Source organism: Cupriavidus sp. 22TCCZM01-5 (assembly GCF_057798915.1).
Genome location: NZ_JBYOJR010000002.1, coordinates 276,395 through 295,082, shown reverse-complemented (window position 1 = coordinate 295,082; position 18,688 = coordinate 276,395). Strand labels below are relative to the sequence as shown.

The window sequence follows — 18,688 nt, the reverse complement described above, 5'->3', positions numbered from 1 at the left end:
CGTGGCTAATGAATGACTAGAAGGCGGCGGTGCTGGTGTGCTATTTATATAGGGGTCTGTCCTGGCATGAAATACAAGAACGAACAAGTCGAAAAGTTTTTGCGCTACTACTGCTCACTTACAATTGCACCGGAGTATGCCGTACTCCTGCGGGGGAGGTGGGGTGCAGGAAAAACATGGTTTGTTAAGCGATTCATAAAGTCATTGGGCGACGCCGGGGGTAAATCTCTATATATTAGCCTATATGGCATTACCTCCTTTGAAGGGATTGAGAGTGAGTTCTTCCGTCAGTTGCATCCAGTTTTGTCGTCGAAAAAGATGGCTCTGGCCGGAAAGTTTGCTAAGGGGTTACTGAAGGCAACCATCAAAGTTGACCTTGATGGCGATGGGCATGATGATGGGAGTGTCGCGCCCAGCGTTCCTGAGGTGAAATTGCCCGACTACTTAACGAACACGGAGAACTTTGTGCTCGTTTTTGACGATTTGGAGCGGTGCGCGATACCGATTTGCGATTTACTTGGGTATATAAATCACTTTGTCGAGCAAAGTGGATATAAGGTAATACTCGTTGCAAACGAAGAAGAGATTCTTTCTCGTGAAAGAGATCTTGAGGATCATGGCCCGGCATATCGTCGCATCAAAGAAAAGCTGATTGGCAAGACATTTGAAATTGAATCAGACCTGTCGGGGGCAATGAAGACCTTCCTGGGGCTGATAGGCTCAGATTCGATTCGAAAAGTGTTTGAGGATAATTCCCGGCTAATTGAAGAGCTTTACGTTGCTTCTAGGTACAACAATCTTCGACACCTGCGGCAGGCGCTGCTTGAGTTGGAGCGGTTCTTCGTTTTGTTGCCTGAAAAGGCACTTCAGAGAGTTGAGGTGCTGACGAGGCTAATGCAGATTTATCTTGTCTACTCATTTGAACTAAAGAGTGGGGCAATATCTGCAGATAAAATCGCGCTTGAGAATGACTTCTATGCTATGTTCCGCGCTGCAGAAGGAGATGACTCTGACAATATTCATGTCAAATTGGCTAAGAAATACGGAATCCCTGACATTCATGACGCGCTTCTGCCGACCTCTCTGTGGCGGGAAATTTTGGAAAGTGGCTTGATTGATGAGGAGGCGATTTCGGAGGCGATATTAAATAGTCGCCATTTTATTTGTGAGAGTCGACCTGACTGGGTTGATCTCTGGCATTCGTTGAGTCTTACGGACGAGGAGGCAGAGAAGGCTTTGTCGAGTGTTTTGGCCCGATTTGAAGCGCGCGAATATGAGAGTGTGGGTGTCGTGCGTCATGTGGCTGGAATACTTCTTTGGTTGTCGGAAATAGGCGTATATCCTAAGTCCAAGCTGGATATTGTGGCGCAGACAAAAGAATACGTAGATTACCTCAGGACTAACAAGAAGTTGCCTATTGGGCGGGATGCTCTATATCGTCTTTCTGATGAGACGGGCTGGAGTGGTTTGGGTTATCACTCCGTTGAGTCGCGCGAATTTAAAGAGATCAGCACATATTTCTATGAGCAGGCGGAAGGGGCGCTGAGCGACAGTTATCCCGGTGAGGCGGAAAGGCTTTTGGATGCCATGCGGAATGATACCGACAAATTTTACCGCTCGCTCGTATTGTGTAATCACGAGGATAGCCGATTCTACAAAACGGCGCTCCTTCCCTATATAGAGCCTTCCGTATTCTTAGACATTTTCTTGGAACTCACACAAAGCCAGCGGCGCACCGTAGCCTCGACGATTGAGGAGCGGTACAAGAACAATGCTGTAGATTTGGTGAGCGAGGTAGGCTGGCTCAGTGATTTAGCAGAGCTTCTCGACAAGGAAGAAATTAAACGGCCTTCAACGATTAGTGGGCACTATATCGGGATAGTTGCGAAAACATTTAAGGATGCCGTAACTAGAATTCAGGGGATATCAGAAGTAAGCCCATAATGGCATGCGAAGTGTGAGAGCGGGCAGGTGCCGGGTTAGCATGGATGCCGGTGCCGGGTGGATAGGCTGGCGGGAAGGAATGACAGAATACGCCGCAGCCAAAATGCTGTGCAATGGGTAGGGTCACAAGATACGGGTGGGTTCTGAGAAAATGGACGAAAAGGTAATTCAGGCTTTCATTTCTCAAGCGATAAGCGAGAAGATAATTGAAAATTGGCTGTATTGGTTCCTCGTATTCGCCTTGGCCTTCTTGGGGGCGGTGCTCGGCCCTTATTTTAAGAAGCGGGGCGAGAATTTGGCGACAAAGGCGGATTTCGATGAGATCAAGCGTCAACTTAATGAAACTACGAAGCTTACAGAGCAGATTAAGGCCGAAGTGGGGCATTTTGAATGGCGAAGCCGCGAACGGATCTCGATCACTCGGCAGAAGATTGAAGACATTATGGTGGAAATCAATCGGATAAAGACGGATGTGGATCGGGATGTAACACGCGTGGCCTACGGGGAGACAAACACGGTAGACTCACTGCCCATTATGAGGCTGGATACTTTGGTTCTCCTCTATGTGCCCGAAGCCAGAAAAGAGGTGGTTGATTTCACTACCGCGTGGCGCAGTTCCATTGCATGGGCTCTTGATGTGAATGTCGAGTTAAAAAAGTCCGGTAAACGATTTGGCGAGGATAAGGATCTTACGGCGAAAATTCAGCGCGAAATAATGGAGAATTATCATAGGGCGGGAAATTTCGAAATTGCTCTTGCAAGGAAATTGATTGGTAAAATGCAAGAGCTTTTAAACGCGCAAGCGCAGAAGGGATAATGATGATATCCGCCCTCTGGTGGGAGGTCGGCTCCAACATGCTTAATATGCAAGCATGGTTCCATAGCACCACTTAACGAGGGGCGGGCACGGGCTGAATTTTCGAAAACCGTACAATTTTTGACTAGGTGGCAATTCTCAGAAATGAGAATTTGTCAGCACAAAGTATCTGCGCGGCAAAAAGAACCCGCCAAAGTAACGGGGGCACTAGGGCGGGCCGGGAAACGAGGATATGTCGAGTGTTTCATATCTTTTAAGTCTGATATAAACCTCATTGTTCGTGGGCGCACAGAGCACTTTTGTGAGGCTGAATTTTCCAAAATAATTTTTTGCGCACCCTACCGACCTTTGCCGAAAGTGGTAGCGCTGGCAGCCAACATATCTGTGCTGGCGCGAGGGCATTGCTCAATGGCCTTGGGCACCGGGTCAACTCCTCAGCCAGTTGAGCCAAATATTGCCTAGGCGTCGCCAGTCGTCCGGGTGTGGGGGCCCTATGTCGATGCACGAAAGAGGCTCACAAGCCCGCTAGACGCGTCAGGGTGCGTTGCAACTGGTTGAGGTGCCATGTCCCGCCAGTGCTGGTCTTGATGCCAAGTGCATTCAACTCTTCGACCATCCCACGTCGCGACATACCGCGCGATACCATCCCATCCAACACGCCACGGAGTTTGATGGCATAGGCGTCTGCCTGCTGCTGGCGTTCTTCCGTCTTCGGCTTTAGGTTGGCTGCACCTGCTGCACCCAGCACTACGCCGCGCGCCTTTGCTGCTGCCAGAGCGGCCTTGGTGCGAGCACTGATCTGATCCCGCTCCCACTCAGCCATGACAGCATGCATCTGGATCATCGTCTTGTTTGCATGAGGCATGTCAGCCGCAACGAAGTCCACACCAGTCTCCAACAAGCCAGAGACGAAGTGCACGTTACGAGCTAGACGGTCGAGCTTGGCAATGCAGAGCGTGGCGTTGTGCTTCTTGCATAGGGCCAGTGCTTCCGCCAGCTTGGGACGCTTCTTGAGAGCGTTGGCACCCTTGCCGGATTCAACCTCAGTGAACTCGGCCAGCACCTGCCAATCGCCACCGTTCAAATAGGTCTGCACCAGATGCTGCTGGGCTTCGATACCAAGGCCGGATTGGCCCTGCTTTTGCGTGGAGGCTCTGTAGTACGTGACGAACTTTCCGTTTGCCATGGTCTGTACACCTCTCTAATCGTTCGTTTAGTGTGTGTACAGTTTGGCAGGATGGGGCGCGTGTGTCAACCTGAGCACATAGGCCATTTGGCAGGTGTTTCTGGTACCGGGAAGCCTTGGCGGACAAGGGATGGCGCGGAATGGTAGGCTTGCAAAACAGGCCGTTTCCGGGGGAAAAAGCCTTTGAATTCAGGTGTTTGCGACCTATTTTTCACATCATGAAATGCACTTTAGCGTCGGAATCTTGCGTGTAAGTGGCAGTTTTGACGTGTTTTCGACGCAAAATGCGTGTTTGGCGCAATGAAATTAAATTTTAAGAATCAAGCGCGCAAGTTTTCTTAACCAATCGGGCCGATGTCACACGATTGTCCAGGATGACTTCACACCGTCAACAGCATTTCCTCAGTCTCACCGTTGTCGTGCGTCACTGTGTAGCTGAGGCTGAAGCCGAAGAATCCATAACCGCGCTTCCGCAGATCAACGAAGCGAAGGTAGTTGCTGAGGTCTGAGAGGGGTACGAAAACAAGACCAGCATTCATGTAGTCCACAGCTTCGGCCCATGTTGGCGGCGTCTTCGTTACAACTACGAAGTTCTGCGGCGTCAGAGCACGTTGGACGATGGCTTGCTTGTAACGGCTGTGGCTGAACTGAGTTGCGTACATGTCGCCTACGTTGAATGGCCTACGTTGTATCCGGCAGTGTTCGTGCCGATGGGCTTCTGCGCTGGCCGCTGTCCTCACAGTGGTCTTGCTGTTCAGCGTTCCCGCCTTGGTTTCGACATACAGGTCTAGTGCCGGGTTATACCAATCTGGCTTGGCGCTGAATCTGGCGCCTTCCTTGTCGTAGAAGGCTTGGACGTTGCCATCCTGCCGGAAGTAATCGTCGCAGCGGACGAAGCCCAAGGATTGCATCTGCGGGGCGATGCTGCGTTCAAAGTTTGAGTCGTATGTGTCGTATGTCATGAAGTCTCCAATGTTGCTGATGCTGGCTAACGCCTCTGTCGGCACTTTGTGCCTTCATAGGAAAGGGAATTAGCCGGAGGGCGAGTCGGGTGAGTCAAAACCCGTAAACCGTTGCTGCACAACGGATAGCGGGAAATCGGCAGGGCGAGTCAAGGCCGAGTCACGGGTGAGTCAAGGGTGAGTCAGAATGGCGGTGCGTCAGGGTCGGGCGGGCTGTCGTCACCATAGGCCGCACGAATGTCTTGCAATGACATTCCTGTCGGATGGCACAGACGAAGCCGATTACCGTCTATCCGGCGCTGTGTCGCCTCATAACCCACTTCCCGCAACAGGTGCCCTAATTCACGGTCGCCGGGTGGCGTAAATCCTTCAGCCTTGAACGAATCTTTCAAGTTGGCGTAGGTGAATACCGTGTTGTCGGTTACGTAGGCTGCAAGGAAATCCGTATATGGGTTCCGGCTCATGGCAACGATGGCGGCTAATCCTTCGCTGTCTGGTACGTCCTTGTGATTGAACCCGTCCAGCGGGTAGGACATAAACCAGTTGAAGACCTTGCACAGTGAACCCGGCTGCTTGAGCCAGTCCGCTAACTGTTGGATGTGTGCTTGGGTTTCGTGCCTGTCCACACGATGCACCAAACGGGCAGGAATAAACCATCGGCGTTCAGTCGGGTCAAGATGCAGCGGCTTTTCTTCGTTGCTGGCGAGAATGAAACGCGCGAAGGTATCTTCCATACTGCCCTGCGCATGTTTGCGTTCTACGTAGGCGCGTTCTTCTGATAGGAAGCTCTTTAGCTTGGTCTGTGTGGTGTCGCTCTTGGCCTTGCAGTCGTCCAGCAGAATCAGAATGTTCTCACTCATGACGGAACTAAACTGACCCATAACCCGGCTGTAGTCTGCTACCACGCTGGTATGGAGCAATAGAGGCCGCAGAATCTCTTGCACGAGAAAACCCTTTCCGGTGCCGGGTTCGCTGAGTAGCATCAGGTGCCAGCTTGGCCTTTCGTCGGGCCGCTTGAACATGTGTGCGATGTATTGCAGAAAGGTATGCCGTTCGTGTTGCACTGGTAATTGCCGCTCAAAGAATTCATGGAGCAGCGGTGACACGTCTGTGCTTTCCGTTGTCGGTTCATAACGCCGGTATGTGTTGGCGTATCTGTAGCCGGTGTTATGGTCTACTGCAAATTCCTTGGCATTCGGCTTGAATGTCTGCCCGACAATATGAGTCAGGCCGCTAATGAAGTAGCGTTCGTTATAGAATTCACATTCGTTGCCAGTGCGGTCTAGCCATTCATCGAAGTTGTTGCGCAGATAGGAGAGGGATTGGACTTGCCCGGTGAATCGGTTGAATAGCCGGGTATCCTTGGAGGCAGCGTTATCAATCTTGCAGAAACCGCGCCGCTTCAAATCTTGCACGTAGGCTGCAATGACTGTCTTTTCGTCTTTGGTCGGTGATGTTGGAGATTGTGCGACGGGTGCCGCTGATGCTTCAGAGTGAAGCTGATGAATTTGCGCTGTCATTATTCAGTCCTTGTGGGGCTTTGCCGTGATCGGCTGTAGAGATGAGGTATGCGATGTATTGCGATGATGAGACGCCAGAGGCTTTAGAAAGCTCGTACAGGCGTTCCCACATGTCGGGGGTGAGGTAGCAGTAGGCGCGTTCAACATAGACGCCTTGAGGCGTTCTATGGCCTTGGCGGGCAGTGCCGCGCACAGTGTTGTTATGGCTCATGTTTATGTGTCCTTGAATGGCGAAAAAAGAGAGCGGCACTAAGGCCGCTCTAAAAGGAATCGCTGTCTGTTTGCGATTATTTTGTCTTGCGGGTTTTAGCCGATTTTTCCATCTTGCAGATATAGCAGCCCGGAACGAAATGGCCCATACCATCTTCGGGCAATGAATAGCCTTGCTCAACGCGGCGTTGGAATGCGAGAAGGAAAGCATAAGGGGAGTGTTCCAGGATTTGCACAGTATTCGGCTGAGTCTCTAGGTAGGCTTGTTTCTCAGCTTCCCTAGCCTGATGCTCCGCCTCACGCTCTGCCTGACGCGCCGTAACTTCCGCCTCACGCTTTACGGCTAGTTCGTAATACTCTTGTTTGGTGAGAATCCGGTTAGCGTGTGCGTATTCTGCGGCTTCCTTTTGCTGCTTGCGATGTTCCTCAGCTTGAACCGCTTCGCGGTAGTCTGCCCATGCACCATGCCACGCGTCAACTTCTGCGGGTGAATGCAGCACTTTCGGGTCAAGGTCTGCGGGACGTTGGATTTGAGTTTGAGTTGTCATTGTGTATGGATTCCGTTTCGGTAGATAATCTTGGTTAGGGTGATGATGTTTGATGCGACGAGAAAGCCGCTGAGGAAAACAGCGGGGTCAATTGAAGGGGTTGTTGGCATGTTGCTTCACTGGGAGAAAACGGATTGTTGTTCCATGTGGTGCAACGATGAATTGGCATTTGAGCATTGCCAATATCAAAGCGGCAAACGTAACTCGCTTTTTGGTTACACGCTCAAGGTACTTCGTAATTGCGCCAGTGGTGCCGGTGTAATCCAGACTACCCAAATGGGCCTTAATGACATGACTGAGGTCATTTGCTGAGATGGATTCTTGCAAGGTGAAAACTCCTACGTGGTTTTCCAGCGAAGCACAAACGCGCGTAGCCCGGACAGGTGGCGTCAAGGGGACGTAATGCACTGCTGGGGATTTGAGAGGGGGCGGCTGATGCCGCTTGGCGCTAAGGCCGGGTGAAACTGTGACGGCTTAGACCAGAATGTCTTCGTAACCCTTGTGGGTCGTGAGGACTTGGCAATCTTCTTTGGTCAGAAGACCCATGTAATGAAGCCGCATCATTGCTTGGAACAACTTAGACGGGTATTCGTCAGGGAAGCGGCACTTGCACAAGGCAACGCGGACGCTGTTCGTTGTCCAGCTTGCGCCACTGGGTGCCGGGAGGCGGGAATCGTTCAGGAGGCGAGCAATATTGCTGTGCGTGAGTCCTTGGCGAACGCTGTCAATCAGCAGCGTCAGCACGGCTCGGTAAAACGAGATTGGATGTTGGGTTCGTGGATGTGATGTTTGGGTCATAAGTTTCCTGTGAGTTAAGTTTCATGGCGTTGGCTCTTGACGGGGCTAGAGAATTAGGGCAAACTGAGGTTGCAGGGAGATGTGAAATTATTTCCTTCTGCTTAACTTACTAACTATACCACAGATCTCCAATTTTGCAAGTCCCCGCAAGGGCATTGCCGCGCACAAAAAGTAAAATAACAAGAATCTGCGCTTTCTTGGCCTGTTCACCGCATTTCATGCGGCTGAGTTCCTAAATTTCGCAATGAAATGTCTTGACAGACTCGGACTCCGCAGGCACCCTATTTGTATATAAGAAGTTAGTATGTACTTACTTATATAAATAACCCTTAACAGGGTAGCTATATAACTAAGACATAACTCTTAACAGAGTAGTTATATCTATTAGTTGTATATGGCCCTGTACAGGGCTAGAGCGAAGACTGTCCTACCGGACACACCACACTCCCCCAGCACTACACCGCAAGCGGCAAGCTGACAGGCGCCAGACGGCGCTATGGTTTGGGTTTTCTTGAAGGTGTGTAGGGTTGATGGTTTGGTGCCAAGGGAGGGGCCGCTGACGCGGCTTCCTAGCTGGCCGCTAAGCGGCTTGTACTCTGGTAGCCTGCCATCTATCCTTAAAGGTTCGGCAAGGCTATCCAGAGGCCCTAGGATCGTTTGAATGGGGCTGGGGTAGGCATGGGTAGCCATGCACCTAGAAAATCGCTCTGTGCGCCTCTAGGTGCTTTGGCTGGCTACCGGCGCTTGTAGACCTTCTGTAGCGCCAGTCCCGGATAGCTGATCGACTCCACGGCTTCCTTTAGCTCAGCGTCTGTGACGTGCGTGTACACGGTGACGCCTACACCGCCAGTTGTTTCGTGCCCGGTGATTCTGTCCAGAGTGGAGGCGGGAAACTTCGCGCGAGACATCTTTGAGCGTACCGTGTGTCGGATGCTGTGGAAGTCGGGTATGTCTGCGCAGAATTTCTTGCGGAAGGTGCCGAACCAGTTGGAGAACGCGCGTCCGGGTCTGCCGTCATCCAGCTTCAGGGTAGGCCACAGGCGGTCGTCGCCACGCTTGCGGGCGTCTTGCACGTAGGCAAGGAAGCCAAGGCGTACTAGTTCGCTATGCAAGGGAATGTCACGCACACTGGCTGAAGTCTTGACGGTGGAGCCTTCGCCTTCCTCGTTGATGCTGAGGAACGTTAGGTCATCACGCTCGAACACATCTGATGCGCGAAGCTGTGAAAGCTCTCCGACTCGTGCGCCAGTGTAGAGGCCAAGCAGCGGAATCCAGTAGGCGGCATCCTTACCCGCGCGCTGCTGCGTCGGCAGTTCGTAGCGGGTAAAGAGGGGCAGGGCAAGCAGCGCCTTCACTTGCCCATCTGTCCAAGAATCCCGTCCGTTCGTGGTCTTGTGTTTAACGTCCAGCCCTTCCCACGGATTCTCGCCAATCCATGCAAGGTCACGGCGGGCATAGTTGAGCAGCGACTTTACAGCCGTCATCCTGTCGTGTTGCGTCTTGGATGAAAGGTCTTGCTGTCGCAGCCAAGCACGGAAGCTGTCTCCCATCTCACGGTTGATGCTGCCGAGAATGGGGTTGCCTGACTGCTTTTCGAATGCCTCTAACGCGCGTTCTGTTGCGCGGATGGTGTCGGGCTTACGTTCTGCTGACTCCTTCCAGCGTTCGAACACAGTGCGCAAGCGGTGGGGCTTGGTGAGCGCGATAGCTTCCTTCGTTGGGGCGGGAGGTCGCAATGCAAGCCCAGCGCCCAACGGCTTCGAAAGCTCGTGTAGGTAGTGGTGGAATGCTTCGCCAGCGCCCGCTGTGTCTTCGTTGAAGGCAATGCCTAGATGCTCTCCTGTCAGTTGCATCTGCACCATGCCCAAGCGAGATAGGGTGCGAAACATGCCCCGACGCTGAAGATGGTCTTCACGCACGGAAGAGTCCTCTAGCACGTCATGCAAGACTTGTTGAGCAATCACTTGGCCCATTTCGGGCGTCACGATATCTACCCGCACGGCATCCAAAGCGGCGCGCTGATCCTCAAACTTCTGAAGCCAGTCGGCAAGTAGCTGTGCGGCCTTCAGGTTTGCTTGTCGGAGGTCTACTGTCTTGAGGGAGCAGCGGTGCGCCCACTCGGAGTCGTACAGCTTCCGAAGGTCAACAGGAGCACGGACGCGCCACCACCAGACGTTGCCGCGTTGGAAGACGCCTTTCTCTCTTTTCATCGTCTCAGTTGTCATTGGAAGTTAGCTCAAGTGACACACTGAGAGGACGCGCTAGGCCGCTGGAACCCTTGATCTGTCGTAAGATGTAGACGACACAAGGGTTAAAGGGAATAAGGTGGACGAGCCTGGCCCTCGGCACTGGTGGAAAACGGCTATGGCTGCTTCGTTCCCGACCTGACCAGGTTGACCGCGCCACCATGCGAGGAGGCCCGTCCGATCGACATTGTAACCCAGAGTGGGCGCACTGCGTCGAAATTGCATCGGATTGATCTTGCGCAGGCGATCTTGCCTGCCATGGCCGGAGCATACCGGCTGCCCAATCCGGACATGAATGGTGAGCCAAGACATGAACGCAAACGACCAGATCCTCCGCGGCGCGCTGGCGCCGCAGGAAATCTCGACCGAAGTCCTGCTGGAGAAATACGCCAAGGGCGAGGAGCAGAGCGTCACGGACGTGCGCGCGCGCGTGGCGCGCGCACTGGCGCAGGTGGAAGCCGAAGACCAGCGCGAAGCCTGGGCCGCGCGTTTCCTGTGGGCGCAGGAGAACGGCTTCGTGCCGGCCGGGCGGATCAATTCCGCCGCGGGCACCGGCATCCAGGCCACGCTGATCAACTGCTTCGTGCAGCCCGTAGGGGATTCGGTGTCGGAGCCGCGCGATGGCCGGCCCAGCATCTACACCGCGGTCGCGCAGGCAGCGGAAACCATGCGGCGCGGCGGCGGCGTCGGCTATGACTTCTCGGCCATCCGCCCGGCCGGCGCGCTGGTGCGCGCCACGCATTCGCGCGCATCGGGGCCGGTGTCCTTCATGAAGGTGTTCGACGCGTCGTGCGCGACGGTCGAGTCGGCCGGTGCGCGGCGCGGCGCGCAGATGGGCGTGCTGCGCTGCGACCACCCGGATATCGAGAGCTTTATCCACGCCAAGGACAAGGGAGAACTCAGCAACTTCAATATCTCGATCGGGGTCACCGACGCCTTCATGCGCGCGGTCGAGGCCGACGAGGAGGTGGAACTGGTGCACGAGGCCGAGCCCGGCGCCGACCTGATCGCCAGCGGCGCCTACCGTCGCGATGACGGCCAGTGGGTCTATCGCCGCATGCCCGCGCGCCTGCTGTGGGACCAGGTCATGCACGCGACCTACGACCACGCCGAGCCCGGCATCCTGTTCCTGTCGCGCATCAATGCCGACAACAACCTCTATTACTGCGAGACCATCGAGGCGACCAACCCTTGCGCCGAACAGCCGCTGCCGTCGTATGGCTGCTGCTGCCTCGGTTCGATCAACCTGACGGGCTTCGTGCGCAGGCCGTTCACGCCCGACAGCGAGTTCGATTTCGATGCCTTCGCCGAGGTGGTCCGCGTAGCCACGCGCATGCTGGACAACGTGCTCGACGCGACGTTCTGGCCGTTGCCCGAGCAGCGGGCCGAGGCGCAGGCCAAACGCCGCGTGGGTCTGGGCTTCCTCGGCCTGGGCAGCGCGCTGGTGATGCTGGGCCTGCGCTACGACAGCGAGCCCGCACGCGAACTTGCCGCCCGCATCTCGGAGCGCATGCGCGACGAGGCCTATCTGGCATCGACCGGACTGGCCGCGGAGAAGGGGGCGTTCCCGTTGTTCGATGCCGAGGCTTACCTGCAGAGCGGCTTCGCCAGCCGGCTGCCCGAGCCCGTACGCGAGGCGATCGGGCGCAGCGGGCTGCGCAACTCGCACCTGCTGTCGATCGCGCCGACCGGCACCATTACGCTGGCGTTTGCCGACAACGCCTCGAACGGCATCGAGCCGGCGTTCTCGTGGACTTACAACCGCCGCAAGCGCATGCCGGACAACACCTACCGCGCCTATGAAGTGGCCGACCACGCCTGGCGGCTCTACCGTCACACGGGTGCGGACATGGACCAACTGCCGGACGCCTTCGTGACGGCGCTGCAGATGTCGGCGCTGGACCATATGCGCATGCTGGAGGCCGTGCAGCCCTATATCGATACCAGTATCAGCAAGACCGTCAACGTGCCGGAGGACTATCCATACGAGGCGTTCCGCAACCTGTATTTCGAGGCCTGGAAGGCGGGATTGAAGGGACTCGCGACGTACCGGCCGAACAGCGTGCTCGGTGCCGTGCTGTCGGTCAGCACGCCGGCAGTTCCCGTCGCGGCGCCCGCGGTGGACGATCCGCTGGTTCGCCCGTTCGGCAGCCGCCCGGTCGGCGACCTGGAAGGTGTGACCTCCAAGCTCGACTACATGACCTATGAGGGCCACAAGACCGTCTACCTGACCGTGAACTTCATGCGGGTCAGCGGCGTGCTGGATGGCAAGCCAGTCGAGATCGAGCGGCCGATCGAGTTCTTCATGCCGGCCGGCCAGCGCAGCGAGGGGCAGCAGTGGATCACATCGACCATGCGCCTGCTGTCGATGGTGGCGCGCTCGGGCGGCTCGGTGGCCAAGGCGCTCGCCGATATGCGCAATGTCGTGTGGGACAAGGGCACGGTCCGCTACGGCACGCTGGTGCGGCAGGACGGCACCGAGGTGCCGCGCTTCCATGATTCCGAGGTGGCAGCCATTGGCTATGCGCTGCAGCGCATCCTGATCAAGCGCGGCTTCCTGGACGCCGAAGGCGGCCAGGTGCCGGTGGCCGGGCTGGCGGCGCGCCTGGCCCGGCGCGAGGGTGGAGTCGCTGCGGTGGAGGACGGCCAGGGCACCGCTGCCGCTGCCCCGGTCAACCCAGCCCTTGGCACCGGAAAACCTTGCCCGGAATGCGGCGCGCACGCCTTGCATAAAGTGGACGGCTGCGCCAAGTGCGCCAACTGCGGATATATGGGCGAGTGCGGCTGACGGGGTCCGGCGCGAGCCCAGGCGGCGCCGAGCCTGGCGGGCGAGCGGGTTGCCGCAGCGGGCGCCGTCGCGGCGCCGCCTTTTGCTACAATCGCCGCCATGAGTTATCAAGTTCTAGCGCGCAAATGGCGCCCCAGGGATTTCACCACGCTGGTCGGCCAGGAGCACGTGGTCCGCGCGCTCACGCACGCGCTGGAACAGCAACGGCTGCACCACGCCTACCTGTTCACCGGCACGCGCGGCGTCGGCAAGACCACGCTGTCCCGGATCCTGGCCAAGGCCCTCAACTGTACCGGCGCTGACGGCAACGGCGGCATCACCGCGCAGCCGTGCGGCCAGTGCAAGGCCTGCTTGGAAATCGACAGCGGCCGCTTCGTCGACTATATCGAGATGGACGCGGCTTCCAACCGCGGCGTCGACGAGATGGCGCAGCTGCTGGACAAGGCGGTGTACGCACCGACGGCGGGGCGCTTCAAGGTCTACATGATCGACGAAGTGCACATGCTGACCAACCACGCCTTCAACGCCATGCTGAAGACGCTGGAGGAGCCGCCCGGGCACGTCAAGTTCATCCTGGCCACCACCGACCCGCAGAAGATCCCGGTCACGGTGCTGTCGCGCTGCCTGCAGTTCAATCTCAAGCAGATGCCGCCGGGACAGATCGTGTCCCACCTGGACCATATCCTGGCGCAGGAAGGCATCGGCCACGACGGCAATGCGCTGCGGCTGCTGGCCCAGGCGGCCCACGGCTCGATGCGCGACGCGCTGTCGCTGACCGACCAGGCCATTGCCTACAGCGCCGGCCAGGTTTCCGAGGAAGCCGTGCGCGGCATGCTGGGCGCGATCGACCAGGGTTACCTGGTGCAGCTTCTCGATGCGCTGGCGGCCGAGGACGGCGCCGCGCTGATCGGCATTGCCGATGCCATGGCCGACCGCAGCCTGTCGTTCGCGGGCGCCCTGCAGGATCTCGGTTCACTGCTGCACAAGATCGCACTGGCGCAGGCCGTGCCGGCATCGGTGCAGGAAGAATGGCCGGAAGCCGGCGATGTGCGCCGGCTGGCCGGCGTGTTTGACGCCCAGGAAGTCCAGCTGTTCTACCAGATTGCCAACCTTGGCCGCAGTGAACTGGCGCTGGCGCCCGACGAGTACGCGGGCTTCACCATGACGCTGCTGCGCATGCTGGCATTCCGCCCGTCGTCCAGCCCGGAGCCCTTGCCGGCCACGGCGCTGGGGCAGGGTGGCGGTGCCACGCCGCGCGTGCGTACTGCGGCTGCCGCGCCGGTTGCGGCTCCCGTTGCCACCGCCGAACCGGTGGCCCGGCCTGTGGTGACCGCCGCGCCGGCCGCGCCAGTGGCGCAGCCTCCGGCAATTGCGGCGCCGGCCAGGCCGGAAGCCGGCGGCGACGCGCCGATGTCGCCAGCCCGGGCCGCCCTGGCGGCAGCCCGCCAGGCGTCCGCTGCGCGTGGCGGTGCCGGCCGTGCGCCAGCCGCGGCGCCGATGCCGACGCCAACTGGTGGCGCTGCACGCCAGCCAGCACAGCCGCTGCGCGCGCCGACGCCCACAGCGGTGTCACGTCCCGCTCCGGCGCCCGCCGCCAGGCCCGTGCAGCCGGCCGCGGCGCCGGCCCGCAAGCCCGCGCCGGAACCGGAGAGCGTGCCGCCGTGGGAAGCGTCCGGTGGCAGCGACATCCCGCCATGGGAAGACCTGCCCCCCGACTTGCCGGCTTTCGGTCCGTACGATAGCGAACCCGCGAGCCTGCCGCCGAAGATGGCGGCGCCCGCGCGCGCGTCGAAGCCCGAGGCCCCTGCGCCCGAGGCACCCCGTGCACGGCCCGTCGCCGCAGCAGTCGCGCCGCGGCCGCCCGCTGCGGCGGAAGACGGCACGCCGCCGGTGTTCACCGGCCAGTGGCCTGCACTGGCCGCCAGCCTGCCGCTCAAGGGCCTGGCGCAACAGCTGGCGTACCAGAGCGAACTGACCCAGGTGGTGGGGCGTACCTTCCACCTGCGAATCCCGGTCGCGGCAATCGGCGAGAACGGCGTCTCGGAGCGCCTGCAGCAGGTGCTGTCCGATCATTTCGGCGCGGAAGTGCGGGTCCTGTGCGAAATCGGCGCGGTCTCCGAGACGGCCGCCGCGGCCGACGCCCAGGCCCGCGCCGAGCGCCAGCGCGAGGCCGAGGCCAATATCGAGGCCGATCCGTTCGTGCAAGGCCTGCTGCGCGATTTCGGCGGGCAGATCGTGCCGGGCTCGATCCAGCCTCGCGTAGTCTGAATTTCCGGGTCGCGCGGGGCGCGGCCTTCCATCCGTTCACTATCGAATCCAGGAGCATTCCATCATGATGAAAGGTCAACTGGCCGGGCTGATGAAGCAAGCCCAGCAAATGCAGGAAAACATGAAGAAGATGCAGGAGCAGCTGGCCCAGATCGAGGTCGAGGGCCAGTCCGGCGCCGGCCTCGTGAAGGTGGTCATGACCTGCAAGAACGACGTCAAGCGCGTCACCATCGATCCGAGCCTGCTGGCCGACGACAAGGACCTGCTGGAAGACCTGGTCGCCGCAGCGTTCAACGATGCCGTGCGCAAGGCCGAGGCGACCACGCAGGAGAAGATGGGTTCGATGACCTCGGGCCTGCCGCTGCCGCCGGGCTTCAAGCTGCCGTTCTGAGCCACGCCACCGGCACGATCATGATGCGCGCAATGCCAACGCCAACGACAGGAGGGCGGCCGTGAAGGCCTCGCCGCCGACCTCGCTGCAGGCGCTGATCGAGGCGCTGCGGGTGCTGCCCGGCGTGGGGCCGAAGTCCGCCCAGCGCATGGCTTACCACCTGCTGCAGCACGACCGCGAAGGTGCGCGCAAGCTTGGCGACGCCCTGCGCGGCGCGGCGGACCACATCCGCCATTGCGCGCGCTGCAATACCTTCACCGAGCAGGAGATCTGCGAGACCTGCCTGGACGACCGGCGCGACGGCTCGGTCCTGTGTGTGGTGGAAACACCCGCCGACCAGGGCATGATCGAGCAGACCCTGACCTATCGCGGCAAGTATTTCGTCCTGATGGGCCGGCTGTCGCCGCTCGATGGCATCGGCCCGAAGGAAATCCACCTGGATCGGCTGCTGGCGCGTGCCACCGATCCGGAGATGGGCGGCCCGGTGGACGAAGTCATCGTCGCCACCAACTTCACCAGCGAGGGCGAGGCCACCGCGCACTACATCGGCGAAATGCTCAAGGCGCGCGGGCTCAAGGTGTCGCGCCTCGCACGCGGCGTGCCGGTGGGCGGCGAACTCGAGTACGTCGATGCCGGCACCATTGCCCGCGCGGTGATGGACCGGCGCAATCTCTGAGCCTGGCGCTCCCCAGCACCATGGCCCGACCTGGACTTTCCTCCGCCAAGCCACCCCGGCAACGCCCGCAATGAACCTGGCCCGCTTCGATCTAGTCACGCTCGGCTTGTTCGTGGCCGTGGTCCGGCAGGGCAGCATTTCGGCGGGGGCCAGGCAGTCGCACCTGGCCGTGGCCGCTGCCAGCAAGCGGATCTCCGACCTGGAAGCGGCCGTGGGCGCGCCGCTGTTCTTCCGCCATGCCGCGGGCGTGCAGCTGACCGAGGCCGGGCAGGCTTGTTTCCACCATGCGCTGACCATCCTGCAGGACGTCGAGCGCATGGCCGGCGTGATGTCGGACTACGCCAGCGGCGTGCGCGGCCAGGTGCGCGTCTGCGCCAATACCTCGGCCATCACGCAGTTCCTGCCCGATGACCTGGCGGCTTTCATGCGGCTGCACCCGACCATCCGCATCGAACTCGAAGAGCAGAACAGCAGCGACATCGTCGCGGCGCTGGTCGAGAACCGCGCCGACGTCGGCATCTTCGCCGACCGCACGCCGTGCGCGGGCCTGGTGACCGTGGAATACCGCCAGGACGAGCTGGTCATGGTCACGCCGCCAGGCCACCCGCTTTCGGAGCGCGGGCCGGTGCGCTACGCCGATACCCTTGAATACGACTTCGTCAGCCTGCCGCAGGTGACTTCGCTGGCCGCGCGCCTGCTCGAGGAAAGCAGCCGGCTCGACCGCCCGTTCCGGCTGCGCATCCAGGTCCGCAGCTTCGACGCCATGTGCCGCATGGTGATGGCCGGGCTGGGCGTGGGCGTGCTGCCGCGCATCGCCGCCGAGCCGCATGTGAAGTCGATGGGGCTGTCTCTGGTGACGCTGCAGGACGCCTGGGCCAAGCGCTCGCTGCTGATCGGCATGCGCGACCCGGCCGGCCTGACGGTCTCGGCCCGGTTGCTGATCACGCACCTTTGCGGCGAGCGCGCGCCGTTCTGATCACCCCGGGAACGTCCCGGCCTTTCGCATTCCGAGAAAACCCGCTTCACCGATTGCCGATTCCGGCCAGCCGGCCGCTGAGGCACACTCCGTCCAAACGCAATCGCGGCCGACGCAATCGCCGGCAGGCCGCACGGTACGGAGACAAGCATGGCGCAACAGATTCTCGAGGGCATCCGCGTCCTCGAACTCGGGCAACTGATTGCCGGTCCTTTCGCCGCCAAGACCCTGGCCGACTTCGGCGCCCACGTGGTCAAGGTGGAACCGCCCGGGCAGGGCGACCCGCTGCGCAAATGGCGCATGCTGCATGAGGGCACCTCGGTCTGGTGGGAAGCGCAATCGCGCAACAAGGAGTCGGTCTGCATCGACCTGCGCCAGCCGGAAGGGCAGGCGCTGGTGCGCAAGCTGGCCGCCGAAGCCGACGTGCTGATCGAGAATTTCCGCCCCGGCACCATGGAGAAGTGGGGCCTGGGCTGGGACGTGCTGCACGCCGATAATCCGCGCCTGATCATGCTGCGCGTGTCGGGCTATGGCCAGACCGGTCCGAAGAAGGACGAACCCGGGTTTGCCGCCGTGGCCGAGGCCATGGCCGGCCTGCGCCACCTGACCGGCGAGCCGGGCCGTGCGCCGGTGCGCGCGGGCCTGTCGCTCGGCGATACCATCGCCGGGCTGCACGGCGCGATGGGCGTGCTGCTGGCGCTCTACCAGCGCGACGCGCGTGGCGGCGAAGGGCAGGTCATCGACGTGGCGCTGTACGAGTCGCTGTTCAACCTGAGCGAAAGCCTGCTGCCGGAGTACTCGGCATTCGGCGCGGTGCGCCAGCCCGCGGGCGGCGCGCTGCCGGGGATTGCGCCATCGAACGCCTACCCGTGCCAGAGCGGCGAATACGTGCTGGTGGCGGCCAATGGCGATGCCATCTTCAAGCGCCTGATGCATGCGATCGGCCGCGCCGACCTCGCGGAGGACCCGGCGCTCGCACATAACGACGGCCGCGTGAAGCGCGTCGATGAAATCGATGCCGCCATTGCCGCCTGGACCCGGACGCAGAGCGTCGATGCCGCGCTGGCCGTGCTGCGCGAGGCCGAGGTGCCGTCGGGGCGCATCTACACGGTGAAGGACATCGCCGAAGACCCGCACTACCGTGCGCGGGGCGTGATCGAGTCGGTCACGTCGGCCGGCGGCCTGACCGTGGAAGTGCCCGGCATCGTGCCCAAGCTGTCGGGCAGCCCCGGCGAAATCCATGACCGCGCGCCGACGCTTGGCGAGCATACCGATGCCGTGCTGGCCCAGGCCGGGTTTGACGCCGCGGCCATTGCCGACCTGCGCGCCCGCAAGGTGATCGCATGAGCGCCGCCGTC

15 protein-coding genes and 1 other RNA gene are annotated in these 18,688 nt (G+C 59.8%); 8 read left to right on the top strand and 8 right to left on the bottom strand.

The window, feature by feature from the left end:
- The first annotated feature begins 66 nt into the window (after nt 1-66).
- Entirely contained in the window at nt 67-1,944 is a 1,878-nt protein-coding gene (locus AC3FNH_RS03445; protein WP_488719073.1) for a P-loop NTPase fold protein, read from the top strand.
- A gap of 151 nt (nt 1,945-2,095) precedes the next feature.
- A complete protein-coding gene (locus tag AC3FNH_RS03440) occupies nt 2,096-2,761 on the top strand; it encodes a hypothetical protein (protein ID WP_488719072.1) in 666 nt (221 codons plus the stop codon).
- 514 nt (nt 2,762-3,275) lie between these two features.
- Here AC3FNH_RS03440 and AC3FNH_RS03435 read toward each other — a convergent pair.
- From AC3FNH_RS03435 to ffs, 8 genes are all read right to left on the bottom strand, one after another.
- A complete protein-coding gene (locus tag AC3FNH_RS03435; RefSeq protein WP_488719071.1) occupies nt 3,276-3,947 on the bottom strand; it encodes a recombinase family protein in 672 nt (223 codons plus the stop codon).
- Between the two features lie 380 nt (nt 3,948-4,327).
- Nucleotides 4,328-4,909 (bottom strand): hypothetical protein, encoded by a 582-nt coding sequence (locus tag AC3FNH_RS03430; RefSeq protein WP_488719070.1) that lies wholly within the window; start codon nt 4,907-4,909, stop codon nt 4,328-4,330.
- A gap of 182 nt (nt 4,910-5,091) precedes the next feature.
- Nucleotides 5,092-6,429, bottom strand: a complete 1,338-nt coding sequence (locus AC3FNH_RS03425) for a primase-helicase family protein (RefSeq protein WP_488719069.1) — start codon at nt 6,427-6,429, stop codon at nt 5,092-5,094.
- Entirely contained in the window at nt 6,398-6,640 is a 243-nt protein-coding gene (locus AC3FNH_RS03420) for a hypothetical protein (protein WP_488719068.1), read from the bottom strand. The genes AC3FNH_RS03425 and AC3FNH_RS03420 overlap by 32 nt, the downstream gene beginning before the upstream one ends.
- 76 nt (nt 6,641-6,716) lie before the next feature.
- Nucleotides 6,717-7,187 (bottom strand): hypothetical protein, encoded by a 471-nt coding sequence (locus tag AC3FNH_RS03415; protein WP_488719067.1) that lies wholly within the window; start codon nt 7,185-7,187, stop codon nt 6,717-6,719.
- 87 nt (nt 7,188-7,274) lie between these two features.
- Nucleotides 7,275-7,514, bottom strand: coding sequence for a hypothetical protein (locus tag AC3FNH_RS03410; protein ID WP_488719066.1), 240 nt, complete (start codon nt 7,512-7,514; stop codon nt 7,275-7,277).
- Between the two features lie 1,205 nt (nt 7,515-8,719).
- On the bottom strand, nt 8,720-10,210 hold the full coding sequence (locus AC3FNH_RS03405; RefSeq protein ID WP_488719065.1) for a DUF6538 domain-containing protein: 1,491 nt from the start codon (nt 10,208-10,210) through the stop codon (nt 8,720-8,722).
- Between the two features lie 100 nt (nt 10,211-10,310).
- Nucleotides 10,311-10,409: signal recognition particle sRNA small type (ffs, locus tag AC3FNH_RS03400), an RNA gene on the bottom strand.
- Between the two features lie 132 nt (nt 10,410-10,541).
- Between ffs and AC3FNH_RS03395 the strand changes: the two genes are divergently transcribed.
- The 6 genes from AC3FNH_RS03395 to AC3FNH_RS03370 all read left to right on the top strand — a co-directional run bounded on the left by AC3FNH_RS03395 (nt 10,542) and on the right by AC3FNH_RS03370 (nt 18,677).
- Nucleotides 10,542-13,019, top strand: coding sequence for an adenosylcobalamin-dependent ribonucleoside-diphosphate reductase (locus AC3FNH_RS03395; RefSeq protein ID WP_488719064.1), 2,478 nt, complete (start codon nt 10,542-10,544; stop codon nt 13,017-13,019).
- A 99-nt stretch (nt 13,020-13,118) separates the two neighbouring features.
- A complete protein-coding gene (locus AC3FNH_RS03390) occupies nt 13,119-15,287 on the top strand; it encodes a DNA polymerase III subunit gamma/tau (protein ID WP_488719063.1) in 2,169 nt (722 codons plus the stop codon).
- Nucleotides 15,288-15,351: 64 nt separating this feature from the next.
- On the top strand, nt 15,352-15,678 hold the full coding sequence (locus AC3FNH_RS03385) for a YbaB/EbfC family nucleoid-associated protein (RefSeq protein ID WP_008647477.1): 327 nt from the start codon (nt 15,352-15,354) through the stop codon (nt 15,676-15,678).
- A gap of 61 nt (nt 15,679-15,739) precedes the next feature.
- On the top strand, nt 15,740-16,354 hold the full coding sequence (recR, locus tag AC3FNH_RS03380; RefSeq protein WP_276100077.1) for a recombination mediator RecR: 615 nt from the start codon (nt 15,740-15,742) through the stop codon (nt 16,352-16,354).
- 70 nt (nt 16,355-16,424) lie between these two features.
- Nucleotides 16,425-17,330 carry a LysR family transcriptional regulator gene (locus AC3FNH_RS03375; RefSeq protein WP_276100078.1) on the top strand — a complete coding sequence of 302 codons (906 nt, stop codon included), beginning with the start codon at nt 16,425-16,427 and terminating at the stop codon, nt 17,328-17,330.
- A gap of 150 nt (nt 17,331-17,480) precedes the next feature.
- Entirely contained in the window at nt 17,481-18,677 is a 1,197-nt protein-coding gene (locus tag AC3FNH_RS03370; RefSeq protein WP_488719062.1) for a CaiB/BaiF CoA transferase family protein, read from the top strand.
- Nucleotides 18,678-18,688 lie beyond the last annotated feature (11 nt).

Bases quoted from the DNA above. Each gene is read 5' to 3' on its own strand.
- AC3FNH_RS03435 (WP_488719071.1), bottom strand. From the start codon at position 3,947: ATGGCAAACGGAAAGTTCGTCACGTACTACAGAGCCTCCACGCAAAAG.
- AC3FNH_RS03445 (WP_488719073.1), top strand. From the start codon at position 67: ATGAAATACAAGAACGAACAAGTCGAAAAGTTTTTGCGCTACTACTGC.
- AC3FNH_RS03415 (WP_488719067.1), bottom strand. From the start codon at position 7,187: ATGACAACTCAAACTCAAATCCAACGTCCCGCAGACCTTGACCCGAAA.
- AC3FNH_RS03430 (WP_488719070.1), bottom strand. From the start codon at position 4,909: ATGACATACGACACATACGACTCAAACTTTGAACGCAGCATCGCCCCG.
- AC3FNH_RS03440 (WP_488719072.1), top strand. From the start codon at position 2,096: ATGGACGAAAAGGTAATTCAGGCTTTCATTTCTCAAGCGATAAGCGAG.
- AC3FNH_RS03375 (WP_276100078.1), top strand. From the start codon at position 16,425: ATGAACCTGGCCCGCTTCGATCTAGTCACGCTCGGCTTGTTCGTGGCC.
- AC3FNH_RS03405 (WP_488719065.1), bottom strand. From the start codon at position 10,210: ATGACAACTGAGACGATGAAAAGAGAGAAAGGCGTCTTCCAACGCGGC.
- AC3FNH_RS03425 (WP_488719069.1), bottom strand. From the start codon at position 6,429: ATGACAGCGCAAATTCATCAGCTTCACTCTGAAGCATCAGCGGCACCC.
- AC3FNH_RS03370 (WP_488719062.1), top strand. From the start codon at position 17,481: ATGGCGCAACAGATTCTCGAGGGCATCCGCGTCCTCGAACTCGGGCAA.
- AC3FNH_RS03385 (WP_008647477.1), top strand. From the start codon at position 15,352: ATGATGAAAGGTCAACTGGCCGGGCTGATGAAGCAAGCCCAGCAAATG.
- AC3FNH_RS03390 (WP_488719063.1), top strand. From the start codon at position 13,119: ATGAGTTATCAAGTTCTAGCGCGCAAATGGCGCCCCAGGGATTTCACC.
- AC3FNH_RS03395 (WP_488719064.1), top strand. From the start codon at position 10,542: ATGAACGCAAACGACCAGATCCTCCGCGGCGCGCTGGCGCCGCAGGAA.
- AC3FNH_RS03420 (WP_488719068.1), bottom strand. From the start codon at position 6,640: ATGAGCCATAACAACACTGTGCGCGGCACTGCCCGCCAAGGCCATAGA.